Origin of the sequence: Bacillus sp. FSL P2-0069 (genome assembly GCF_038593315.1) — a bacterium.
GTDB lineage: Bacteria > Bacillota > Bacilli > Bacillales > Bacillaceae > Bacillus > Bacillus safensis.
In genome coordinates this window covers 351792-363310 of the sequence record NZ_CP151984.1, presented here as the reverse complement: position 1 = coordinate 363310, position 11519 = coordinate 351792, and the positions used below count along the sequence as shown (strand labels likewise).

General features: G+C 42.4%; 9 protein-coding genes and 1 riboswitch. Of the genes, 3 read left to right on the top strand and 6 right to left on the bottom strand.

Annotated elements, in window-relative coordinates; all coding sequences use genetic code 11:
* Nucleotides 1-34: 34 nt before the first annotated feature.
* A riboswitch (cyclic di-GMP riboswitch) is annotated at nucleotides 35-128 on the bottom strand.
* 368 nt (nucleotides 129-496) lie between these two features.
* The 6 genes from NSQ34_RS01935 to NSQ34_RS01910 are packed head-to-tail and all read right to left on the bottom strand — an operon-like array spanning nucleotide 497 to nucleotide 8391.
* Nucleotides 497-1300 carry an ABC transporter permease gene (locus NSQ34_RS01935; RefSeq protein WP_024424298.1) on the bottom strand — a complete coding sequence of 268 codons (804 nt, stop codon included), beginning with the start codon at nucleotides 1298-1300 and terminating at the stop codon, nucleotides 497-499.
* Nucleotides 1293-2162, bottom strand: a complete 870-nt coding sequence (locus NSQ34_RS01930) for an ABC transporter permease (RefSeq protein WP_025092818.1) — start codon at nucleotides 2160-2162, stop codon at nucleotides 1293-1295. Before NSQ34_RS01930 ends, NSQ34_RS01935 begins: the two co-directional genes overlap by 8 nt.
* A complete protein-coding gene (locus NSQ34_RS01925; RefSeq protein WP_073203739.1) occupies nucleotides 2162-3253 on the bottom strand; it encodes an ABC transporter ATP-binding protein in 1092 nt (363 codons plus the stop codon). Before NSQ34_RS01925 ends, NSQ34_RS01930 begins: the two co-directional genes overlap by 1 nt.
* An 8-nt stretch (nucleotides 3254-3261) precedes the next feature.
* A complete protein-coding gene (locus tag NSQ34_RS01920) occupies nucleotides 3262-4347 on the bottom strand; it encodes an ABC transporter substrate-binding protein (protein WP_024427273.1) in 1086 nt (361 codons plus the stop codon).
* Nucleotides 4344-6332: a hydantoinase B/oxoprolinase family protein gene (locus tag NSQ34_RS01915; protein ID WP_264316033.1), complete on the bottom strand. Its 1989-nt coding sequence runs from the start codon at nucleotides 6330-6332 to the stop codon at nucleotides 4344-4346. Before NSQ34_RS01915 ends, NSQ34_RS01920 begins: the two co-directional genes overlap by 4 nt.
* On the bottom strand, nucleotides 6322-8391 hold the full coding sequence (locus tag NSQ34_RS01910; RefSeq protein WP_254001558.1) for a hydantoinase/oxoprolinase family protein: 2070 nt from the start codon (nucleotides 8389-8391) through the stop codon (nucleotides 6322-6324). Before NSQ34_RS01910 ends, NSQ34_RS01915 begins: the two co-directional genes overlap by 11 nt.
* Nucleotides 8392-8758: 367 nt before the next feature.
* Here NSQ34_RS01910 and NSQ34_RS01905 point away from each other — a divergent pair, with 367 nt between their 5' ends.
* The 3 genes from NSQ34_RS01905 (at nucleotide 8759) to NSQ34_RS01895 (ending at nucleotide 11518) form a co-directional block, all read left to right on the top strand.
* On the top strand, nucleotides 8759-9187 hold the full coding sequence (locus NSQ34_RS01905; protein WP_024424305.1) for a NucA/NucB deoxyribonuclease domain-containing protein: 429 nt from the start codon (nucleotides 8759-8761) through the stop codon (nucleotides 9185-9187).
* A 127-nt stretch (nucleotides 9188-9314) separates the two neighbouring features.
* On the top strand, nucleotides 9315-11012 hold the full coding sequence (locus NSQ34_RS01900) for a methyl-accepting chemotaxis protein (protein ID WP_151863131.1): 1698 nt from the start codon (nucleotides 9315-9317) through the stop codon (nucleotides 11010-11012).
* Nucleotides 11013-11131: 119 nt separating this feature from the next.
* Nucleotides 11132-11518, top strand: coding sequence for a competence protein ComJ (locus tag NSQ34_RS01895; RefSeq protein WP_041106618.1), 387 nt, complete (start codon nucleotides 11132-11134; stop codon nucleotides 11516-11518).
* Nucleotide 11519: the final 1 nt, after the last annotated feature.

The following is an 11519-nucleotide window of genomic DNA, read 5'->3' as shown; positions in this document are numbered from 1 at the left end:
CACCCCGAATAAAACGGAGGGACTCCCATTTTCATTCGGTAGCCTGCCGACCTTAGCAAAAAAAGAATCATTTACCTTAGGACATGGCTTTGCGTCTCTATGTTTCCATAGATTTGCCTTTTTCTTCTTTTCTTTTAGATATTTTCTATTTACGTCCACTTTATATGAAAATATTGTTTTTTTCACCGAAAAATGGGTGTAAAGATTCATGCGTTATACCGAAGGGATCCTGTGAGAATTGACGATATTTACCGAAAATAACTAATAATAGTTGCGTTCAACCGAAAATAATCGACTAAATACCGCAAAAATTTCATATTTTCCCTTAAATTTTGAAAATATGACCGAAAATGTAGGATAGAGGTCTCCTTGCGTTCCCCGCAAATTCTTAAATCTTAAGAACTATATTCCCTAAAAAAATGAATTTTTTTACTGTAAAAACAACAAAAAAAAGAGCTGTCATTTCAAATGACAACTCCTTGTTTCTTCATTATATTTACATCACCTTAGACAGACCAATCGTTTTTTCAATAATGAGCAGCGCAATGATAGAAATGATAATAAATATGACAGATATCGCATTGACACTTGGATCAAAGGTCTGCTCAATGTAATTAAAGGTCCTGACAGGAATTGTAATGGTTTGAGGAGAGGAAACGAACAAACTGATCGATATTTCCCCAAATGACGTCACAGCTGAAAACACCCCTCCTGCAATGATTCCCGGCTTAATCAAAGGTAATGTGACTCGAAAAAACGTGCGAATGGGTCCTGCGCCGAGATTCATTGAAGCCAGCTCAAGCCGCGGATCTAAATTCGAAACACTCACGCCTACCGTTCGAACCACATAGGGAAAACCAATGATGACGTGACCAATGACGAGCGCCCACAAAGACCCTGTAAAACCCATAGCCGTAAACAAGTAAAGCATTGCAATCCCTAACACCACCTGAGGAATCATGAGAGGTGACAGAATGAAAGCTTGGACAGCCTCCTTTCCCTTAAAGGAAAGCCTTGCTAAAGCATACGAAGCCATTGTCCCTAAAAGAACCGTGAGAGGCGTCACGATGAACAGCAGAATCACACTGATCCGAAGAGATTCCATCCATTCTGGATTTGACACGACCTCATGAAACCAGCGCACAGAGAACGAAGTCGGTGGAAATTCAGGAAAGGCATTTGGACTAAAAGCAGATAGGACGATCACAAGAACAGGTATGGTTAAAAAAAGATAAACCAATGACCCAGCAGTCCAAATCAGGATGGAAAGCAAGCGGTCACCTATTGACTTTTTACGCATGCATCCTCGCCTCCCAACGCTTCAATAAATAGCTTAATAGACTGACTACCACAAGCACACAAACCAATAATGTAAAGGACATAGCTGCAGCAAGAGGCAGATTATACACCTGCATGACCTGCTGATAAATTGACAGCGGCAGCAGCGGCTGCATCCGTCCGCCGACTAACAGCGGGGTGATATAACTTCCTGCTGCCAATGAGAAGACGATGATCGCGCCAGTCACCATGCCTGGAATGGTCAGTGGTAAGGTGACATGAAAAAAGGTTCGAATCCGGCCAGCTCCAAGACTCATAGAAGCCGGTCTTAAGTGACGATCCATATCGGTTAAGCTTGTTGCGATCGGCAGTACTGCAAATGGCAGCATGACTTGGACATAGGCAATAATGACCGCATTCATATTCCACAGCATCGAGAGCGGCTTCTCAATCACCTGTAAATCTAGTAACATGCCATTGATCAGACCATTTTGCGAAAGAAGAACAATCCATGCAAATGTCCGAATCACAACACTTGTCAAAAGCGGCGACACAAGTAGGATATAGAAAAATGCCCGCAAACGCGGATTAGGTGCTTTGACGAGCACGTATGCTGCGGGGTATGCCATCAATAAACAAATCACCGTTGTCTGCAAAGCCACCCACACAGTACTTCCAATCGCCTTTACATATGCATCTGTCGTGAACACATGCATATATTGAGAAAAGCTATACGTTTGTAATGTATTCATCATCGAATCGACATCGCGAAAACTGAGAACTAGCATCATCACCAGAGGAGCTAGTAAAAATACTACAAGAAACAAACAGGCTGGCAGCAGCATAAACCAATGAAATCGTTGATTCTTTTTCTTGATTCGCATCACGTATGCACCTTCGAATCTAAGAAAACGATATCTTCAGGCTGCCAATGGATATGGACGGTTTCTCCAACTTCAGGCAGCTCGGGAAATGCCGCATCAGAAGCATGGACAATGATTTCACCATTATCAAGCCCCACAACCAAACGTAATGAATGCCCAATATAACTCACATCTGACAGCACGCCTGATACATGGTTCGGCTTTACTTCCTCCCGCTCCGAAGAGATGCTGATTCTTTCAGGACGCAGCATAAGCAGTTGCTTTTCCCTCTTCTCTTGATGTGCCGCAGCCTGCAGCTGAAGAGGCTGACCGTTTGAATAGGTTACATGCGGAACTGTAAATGCCGCATCAGCTTCATTGTACACGGCCTCAAAGATGTTCACCTGTCCGATGAATTCAGCTACAAATCGATTGTTTGGCTGGCGGTACACCTCTAAAGGCGTCCCAATCTGCTGAATTCTTCCCTCTCCTAAAATTCCAACCCGATCAGAAAGGCTTAAGGCCTCCTCTTGATCATGTGTCACAAGAATGGTTGTTATCCCGACATTCCTTTGAATATTTCGCAGCTCTGTCTGCATGTTTTTTCTTAGTTTGGCATCTAGGTTGCTGAGCGGTTCATCAAGAAGGAGAACAGACGGCTGAATCGCCAGCGCTCTTGCAATCGCTACCCGCTGCTGCTGACCACCGCTTAATTGGTGGGGCATCCGTTTCGCAAATGCCTCTAATTGAACAAGAGACAAGCTTTCCATCACCTTCTCTTTAATTTCCGCCTTCTTTTTCTTTTGAACCTTTAGCCCGTACGCCACATTATCAAATACAGTCAGATGTGGAAAAAGTGCATAGCTTTGAAAGACCATACCTGTTTTTCTTTGGTAAGGCGGCAAAGCTGTCACATCCTGATCGCCAATATAGACGACGCCTTTTGTTGGTTCTAAAAAACCGCCAATGATGTTTAATAATGTTGATTTTCCGCAGCCGCTAGGACCAAGAAGGGAGAAAAACTCTCCCTCATTCACCGTAAGACTGACATCGTTGAGAGCAATCTGCTCACCGAAGTGCTGACTGATGTGTTCTAAATGAATTCCACTCATGCGATCACCTATTTTCCTCCGCCTAATACTTCGTTCCATCGGTTTGTCCAATTGCCAAGCTCAGAGGTCGCTGTTTCATAATCTACCCAAGTCAGCTTGCTGTAATAATTTTCTCCAACTTTCACTTTCCCCTTAATCTTGTCATCGTATTTCACATCAGAATTCGACATGCCATAATAAGATTTTTCCGAGAAAGCCTCCTGAGCTTCTTTTCCACTTAAGTAGTTTAATAGTTTGTACGCCGCTTCTTCATGCGGACTTCCCTTCGTTAAAGCCCAGCTCGCAACAGCTGCAACAGCACCTTCTTTCGGATATGAGAAACCAATATCCATGCCTTCTTCTTCAAGTGCAAATACTCGCCCGTCCCAATATGGAACAGCCGCAACATCCCCACGTTCTAACAAGGTTTGAATCGATCCTGGGTTATCTGGAAAAGCAGCAACATGACCTTTTAACTGCGCGAGACTTTTAAATGCTTTATCAATATCCTTAGGATTTGATTCTGTCCCGCCTTGCGCATGAACAAGTGCAGAGAAAAATTGCAAACCGGCTGAATAAGTCGGAGATGAAATGGCTACCTTCCCTTTCAGCTGACTGCTCCATAGGTCAGTCCAGCTGTTTGGTTCCTGCTTGACGAGGTCTTTTCTATAAGCAATACCAAGCTGCCCCATACTAAAGCCTGCTGCATATTGTTTTCCATTCACAGTAAGCTTCTTTTGGACAGAACGGTAAAGCTTTTTGACGTTCGGCGCTTGATCTTCATCAATAGGCGCAAGAACGTTTGCCGCGATACCTCTTTGAATCGTATCAGGCTGTAAGATTAGTAAGTCATATGGTGGATTTTTCCCATTTGACGCTTTTAATTTTGTAAACCATTCAGAATCCGCCCCAGAGACGGTTTGCACTTTAATTCCTGTATCTTTTTCAAACTTTTCGAGGATTGGTTTGATATTCTTTTCCCAATCGCCTCCATATACGCCAACAATCACAGTCTGCTGCTGTTTGCCTTGATCCTTTCCATTTCCACCACAAGCGGTCAGCAGTACAACGATTGATAGGATGCCTGCAAAAATAGCGATTAATCTTCTTTTCATGATTCATTTCCCCCTTTTTGTCCATTCATTTGACGAAGTGCTTGAGTAATATCTTCCTTTGTTAACGGCTCATTTCTATGACTGAAATGTTGATGAACTGCATGTTTATAGTGCGTACGTTCATTAGCCGGATAGGAACGAAGCTGAACGGCAAGCTCACTGCTGGCTTCGTCCGTCCATACTTTCTCATAAGCTGCTCTTTGTTCTCCGAAATCCCACACGTCAGTAGATGGAGAATGATTAACCTTTTCACGCACCCTGCTCGTCTGCTCCTCATCAATCTTCCATTCATTTTGGTCTAAATATACTTTCACACCATATTGCTGCAGCGCTCTTTCTTCACTTAATAGACCTGCTTCCACTTCCTGAAGGACTTTTTCTTTCTTCCTAGCAAATGGATTCCCCCAGCCGCCTCCACTTGGTGAAATCAATTGAACGATATCGCCTTTATCAAGTCGCAAGACATCTATTTTGGGCTGGTCTTGTTTCTCACCATTAGCTGTGATCAGCTTGACCTCACCAACCGATCCTGCTCGGCCGCCCATTAATCCCCAAGGCTGAAACTTCATCCGTTCCATTCCTCGTGCTGTCACCATCGATTCAGGCTTTATCATTTCAAATTCCAAACCAATCGCATGTCCGCCTCGATTTTCACCAGCTCCACCTGTATTCGGCAGAAGCTCATATCGGTGAACATGAATATCAATATGCTGTTCCAAACTCTCAATTGGGGTATTCTTCAAAAAGCCTGACGAATGATCAATACCGTCCACTCCATCAGTACCATTTTGAGCACCTCCGCCTCCGCCTAATGGTTCGACAACGGACATTTTCCTGCCACCCGTTTGATCATCAGGTACAGAGAGAACCACAATGGCAGATTGACCTGCACCTGCTGCCGGCACTGCTTCAGGCAGCAGCTTACCAATGGCGCCTAGCACGACATTGTACAGCCTCATCGTAATCGAATGCCGAATTCCGACAGAGGCAGGGTATTCTGGGTGCACCAGCGTTCCTTTAGGAGAGACCACGTCAATTGGATACGTTATTCCACCATTAATCGGTATAAAAGGATCCTTACTAATGATGTAATTAATCAACCCTTGATAAAGAAAGGAATGCTTCTGACCATTGGTGACAAGGTTAAAGGCTGTTTTTACTTGCGGATCACACTCAGAAAAATCGAGCGTCAGCCGTTTCCCTTTGATCGTTAGCTTGATTTTCAACCGAATAGGGACGTCTGAGATCATATCATCATCTAAATAATCAGCAAATTCACTCGTTCCATCCGGTATAGCTTCAATGACCTTTCCAGCACGATCCTCGGCTTGCTTCAGCAAGTCTATCATTCCTTGTTTCACTTCGTTTTTTCCGAATTTCTCAATCATTTCTTTTAACCGAATATCTGCTGTATTCACTGCAGCAATCATCGCATTGATATCACCATCATTTAGATGACTAGCGCGGCTGTTAGCTCTTAAAAAGGTACGTACGACCTGATTCTCTTTTCCGCCTTCATAAATTTTTACTGGCGGAATTCTTAATCCTTCTTGATGAACATCCGTTGCTGTCGGTGAAATACTCGAAGGCACAAGTCCACCCACATCACTGACATGAACAAAAGACCAAGCATAGCTTACGATTTCATCATCTACAAAAATCGGCTTAATGATATGGACATCTGGCAGGTGAGTCGCCAAACCATCTGTCGTATAAGGATCATTAGTGATGATAATGTCTCCTGGCTGCATCGGCCCGCTTTCTTCAATCGCCTTTTTTAGACTCAGCCCTAAAAAGATCGTCACACCCACTGTCTTCGGATAAACAAAGAAATCTCCAGAAGGCGTGGCTAATGCTGTCGCAAAGTCAGCAGATTCTTTGACGAAGGTCGTAAATGACGTTCGTTCAATGACATGTCCCATGCCTGATGCAATCGCATTAAAATAACTGCGCATCATCTCAAGCTTTGCTGGATCAGTTCTCATGTAAAGCTGCCTCCTTTGAAATCACTAAGTTACCTGATGGATCAATGCTGCCTGCCCAGTTTGGCAAAATTAATGTTGTTGTATCATCCTGCTCAATAACGGCTGGTCCATTAACAATAGAACCTACTGACAGAGTATCCCGGTTATAAACCGATGCTTCGTATTCTTTTTCCTCTATAAAGATTCGTCTATATTCATATGGTTTCAAAGACTGTCCGCTGCTTTCATGAACAGGTGAAAAAGGCAGAGGAGGCGTCTCGCCTATGACTCGAACGCGTAAATGAGTAAACTCGATGTTTGCCTGATCATCCCTATGACCATATTGTCGTTGATGCAGTTTGTGAAAGGCTTCAATGAGTTGGTGGATGTCTTGTTCTTGTTTTAGCCAATCAATCGATAATGGCAATTCAATCTCAAATGCCTGTCCTTGATAACGTGCGTCTGCTAATAATAGAATGGATGTCTGATTGATATGCTGAATGTCCTGCTGGCTGACCCAATCAGCCGCTTTTCGCGACAGCTTCTCATAATCTTGTTTTAGTTGGTTGATCGAATAGTCTTGTAAGCATATTTTCTTCGACAGCACCGCATCATGAATAAAGTCAGCGGTCAGAGCACCTAATGCACATAATGTACCCGGACTCGGAGGAACAACCACATTTTTCGCATGAATTTCTCTCGCAAGAAAATTCGCCACAACCGGCCCTGCTCCGCCAAACGCCAGCAAACTAAAATCTCTAGGGTCAAATCCTTGCTGCTCCATCACATTGCTTAATTCTGTGTACATATTGGCTACGGCTACTTGAATGAGCTGGTCAGCAGCCTCTTCAACCGTTTTGTTGAGCTGATCAGCAATTGGCTGAAAGGCCTTTTTCGCCGCAGACAACTGTAATTGTAAATGTCCTCCGGCAAAACGTTCTTGATTGAGATAACCGCATATAAGAAACGCATCAGTTAAAGCTGCTTTTTCTCCCTTTCCATACGAAGCTGGTCCCGGATTCGAGCCAACTGATTCTGGCCCCGCTTTTAGAAGTCCGCCCTGATCAATCCATGCTACCGAACCTCCCCCTGCTCCTATTGAATACATCGCAACAGATGGGAGAATAATTGGAAAGCCTGAAAGCTGATTCGATTGCGCCATTGTAGGCTGTCCATTTTGAATAATCGAGATATCTGCACTCGTCCCCCCGACATCAAAAGTGATCAGGTTGGGTTCACTAGCTGATGCTGCAATTCTCGCCGCACCGATGACACCAGCTGCCGGACCAGAAAAGAGAGTCTTAACAGGCGAGGTTGCCGCACTTTCTGCATCCATTAAACCACCATTTGATTGTGTAATGTATGGAGAAATTGGTACACCTTCTTCCTTCAAACGACTTTTCAGTGTTTGTAAATACTGTTTCACCTTTGGTTGAATGTACAAATTAACAACAGACATCACTGTACGCTCGTATTCCCTCATTTGAGGCCATAATTCAGATGAAGTAAGGACTTCTAACTGTGGATAATGATGATTGATATAGGCTTTTGCCTGTAATTCATGAACTGGGTTTTGATAACTATGTAAAAAAGAAATGACGATACCTGCTAGATTTTTAGATATAACATGCTGGACTGCATCATCTAACTGCTGCAGATGGAGAGGGTTTTTGATCGTACCATCGTGTATCAACCTTTCAGAGATTGGATATACATGCTTCCGAGGTATCAATGGTTCTGGCAAACGAGAATTGAAGTCATAAGGAATGGGTAGTCGTAAACGTTGAAGTGACAATATATCTTGAAATCCTTCTGTCAAAAAAAGGGCTAAATCTGCTCCTTTTCGCTGCAATAATGTATTAAGACCGATTGTCATTCCGTGAACGAGGTATTGGATGTTGGATAAATCAACACCTCTTTTTTTTAGAAGATTTAACCCATTGATAATACCTTGGGCTGGGTCATCAGTCACTGTGGGTGTCTTGAGTTCAGTCAGCTCCCCTGTTGCTTCATTTATCAATGATAAATCAGTAAATGTTCCGCCTATGTCTATTCCGAGCCGGTATGAGACATCCGCCATTTGTACTTCCCTCCTACAATGTAATTAGAATCATATTTTGATAAATTACGACATTTTTTGATATTTGACTCCATATTATTAAAGCAGATCGGTCTAGTCAATTTTATTTTTTTGAAATTTCTGTGTGTTAAATTCTTGAAATTAGCTCAAAAAGCAGTGATAAAGCCATTTTGGATGAGCATAATCGTTTTATGATCTACAAAATTAAAATTTTTATGAATTTCTACAAAAATGAAAAACAAGAAATCAAGTAAAATCTGTTTTTTGAATTTTAAAAGGCGTTTTTTCAAAACCAGGAGAAATTGGCAAGTAATTCTGCTATACTTCTGTTTACAAAATACGCAAACAAGAAAGAGAGCCAGCACCTATGAAACTTCTTAAAATGATTCTCTTGCTTTTATTGATTGTTATTGGTGTAGCAACAGGCTATATCCAGCTGGAGCAAGGGAAACAAGAGACAGCGAATTCATCTTATGACAAAACGATTCATTTTCCATCAGACCGCTATCCCGAAACAGCCAAGCACATAGAAGAAGCCATTGATGAAGGTCATTCATCCATTTGTACAATTGACCGTAAACATAGTGATGAGCAGAGGGATCGATCATTACATGGCGTTCCAACAAAGCGCGGGTATGATCGTGACGAATGGCCAATGGCAATGTGCAAAGAAGGAGGCACAGGAGCTTCTGTCAAATATGTACGCCCTTCTGATAATAGAGGCGCAGGCTCGTGGGTAAGTCATCAATTATCGGATGATCCTGACGGCACAAGAATTCAATTTATCATTGATTAGCAGCCTTTCCCTTTTCTATATTAAAAAAATTTTCACATGACTGCATGCAGGTATTTTAAACACTTTTTTCATGCCGATAATCCTTAAGGAGGGATATCCTACCTTATACCTAAAGGAGTTAAAAAGCATGAAGAAAAAGGGAAAACTGAGGCTTGGCGCCAAAATTTTGCTGATCTTTTTAAGTGTCCTCATCATCTTTTCCGCAGTTGTTGGTTATGTGGTGAATCGCGAGATGACAGAAAACATCAAGCAAATGGCAACTGAAAAAGCAAAAGGTGATTTAAAACTAGGCTACGCCTACCTGAATGAAAAAGTAGAAGGCTCGTGGCAGATTAAAGAGAACAAGCTATTCAAAGGAAATACGCAAATCAATGATCATGACACATTGGTTGACCAATTAGCCGAATATACCGGTGATACCATCACGATTTTTCAAGGAAATACCCGCGTTGCTACGAATGTCATGTTAAACGGGAAACGAGCTGTAGGTACAGAAGTCTCTCCTGAAGTGAAGACCACTGTTTTAGATAAAGGAGAAAACTATTACGGCACTGCAAATGTTGCCGGGAAAGACTATCAAACGGCTTATATGCCGATCAAAAATGAAGCAGGCGAAACAATTGGTATTTTTTATACTGGCGCCAATCAAAGCATGATTTCACAAATGCTTCAGTCATTCTATATACAATTTGTCATCGTCCTTTTGTTAAGTCTGATCGTTTCGGTCATCATTATTTCTATTTTCACTAAACGGATTCAGGCACGCCTCAAGCATATGGCTTCTGCCATTAAGAGTGCAGGCGAAGGTGATTTAACCATCAATGTGACGGATACTGCTGGTGATGAATTGTCTGATCTGGCTGGCCATTTCAATAAGATGCGTGAAAAACTAAATCAAACCATTCTAAATGTCATGAACACGTCTGAATTAGTGGCCACATCCTCTGAGCAGCTGTCAGCTAGCGCAGAAGAAACGAGTGCAGCATCAGAAAAAATCACATACACGATTCAAGAAGTGGCACAATCTTCAGAAGAACAGTCCACTCAAATGACAGCTAGTGAGCACAAAATGATTCAAGTATCAAACGAGCTGGCAAACATCACTGAAAATGCAGGACAAATGGCTTCAAGAAGTCACTCCGCACAAGAAGTGGCCCAAAAAGGTGTACACAATATCGGTGAAGTTCATTCACAAATGACGTCTATTGCCAAATCAATTGAAGAAAATGGTACAGCGATTCAAGCATTGGAAACACGTTCAGCTGAAATTGATCATATTTCCAAAGTCATTACAGATATCGCCAGCCAGACAAACCTGCTAGCTCTTAATGCAGCAATTGAAGCAGCACGGGCAGGTGAGCATGGAAAAGGATTTGCTGTTGTCGCAGACGAAGTGAGAAAGCTTGCAGAAGAATCTCAAGCATCATCAAACATGATTTCCCATCTCATTTCTGAAATACAAAAAGAGATGACTCATTCGACGAATGCCATCAAACGAGTAAGAGAGGAAGCGGCTCATGGGGCTGTACTTATCTCTCATACAGAGGAATCATTTCATGATATCCAGCAGTCGATGAGAGAAATGGCGAATGGCATTAAGCATTTATCAAGTGCATCACAAAAAATCGCAGCTTATACAAACGATGCGAAACAGTCTTTTGTGTCTATTACAGAAGGCGTGAAACGAACGAGTGAACATTCACAGCAAGTAGCCGGTTTAACAGAAGAACAATTTGCTGCAATGGAAGAAGTAACAGCTTCATCAGAAGCGCTTGCCCATTTAGCAGGAGATTTAAAAGCAATGGTCTCGCAATTTCACATCTAGATCCCACACCAAATAGCGCAAGACGGCGACAATCGTCTTGCTGCCTAACTTTCTCCTCAAGAATCACTCTTTAACCATTCACGTTCCAACGAAAATCCATAAATAAAGGAGTTTTTTATATGAATCACTTAAATCAAGCCTATTCCCTATCTATCTCCTACCACCAAATCACGGTATACACCGGAAGCGAAACACCACCTGTTATTGATTGGACAGATGAGGACATTCTTCAAGGATTTGCAACAGGAGATCAAGGAGTTTCCTTTGAAGGAATCAATAATGGAAAGGCGTCTATTATTGTGACATTAAATAGCGATGAGCCCCAAGTCTCGGTTGATAGAGCCATAACAGTTCCCTTTACGCTTACAAGTGACCAAGTTTATATCACAAGCGTCATGGCCCATGTGCTGTCTTTCTCCATTCCAAAAGGAAACTACCAGCTTACCTGCTACACCTCACAGCAGCCTGATCAAGACGTTTATTATGTAAATTTCCAAACAGTGTAGA

What these genes read in the sequence shown, in the direction of transcription:
- NSQ34_RS01900 (WP_151863131.1), top strand. Translation starts at nt 9,315, where the DNA reads ATGAAGAAAAAGGGAAAACTGAGGCTTGGCGCCAAAATTTTGCTGATC.
- NSQ34_RS01925 (WP_073203739.1), bottom strand. Translation starts at nt 3,253, where the DNA reads ATGAGTGGAATTCATTTAGAACACATCAGTCAGCACTTCGGTGAGCAG.
- NSQ34_RS01910 (WP_254001558.1), bottom strand. Translation starts at nt 8,391, where the DNA reads ATGGCGGATGTCTCATACCGGCTCGGAATAGACATAGGCGGAACATTT.
- NSQ34_RS01915 (WP_264316033.1), bottom strand. Translation starts at nt 6,332, where the DNA reads ATGAGAACTGATCCAGCAAAGCTTGAGATGATGCGCAGTTATTTTAAT.
- NSQ34_RS01920 (WP_024427273.1), bottom strand. Translation starts at nt 4,347, where the DNA reads ATGAAAAGAAGATTAATCGCTATTTTTGCAGGCATCCTATCAATCGTT.
- NSQ34_RS01930 (WP_025092818.1), bottom strand. Translation starts at nt 2,162, where the DNA reads ATGCGAATCAAGAAAAAGAATCAACGATTTCATTGGTTTATGCTGCTG.
- NSQ34_RS01905 (WP_024424305.1), top strand. Translation starts at nt 8,759, where the DNA reads ATGAAACTTCTTAAAATGATTCTCTTGCTTTTATTGATTGTTATTGGT.
- NSQ34_RS01935 (WP_024424298.1), bottom strand. Translation starts at nt 1,300, where the DNA reads ATGCGTAAAAAGTCAATAGGTGACCGCTTGCTTTCCATCCTGATTTGG.
- NSQ34_RS01895 (WP_041106618.1), top strand. Translation starts at nt 11,132, where the DNA reads ATGAATCACTTAAATCAAGCCTATTCCCTATCTATCTCCTACCACCAA.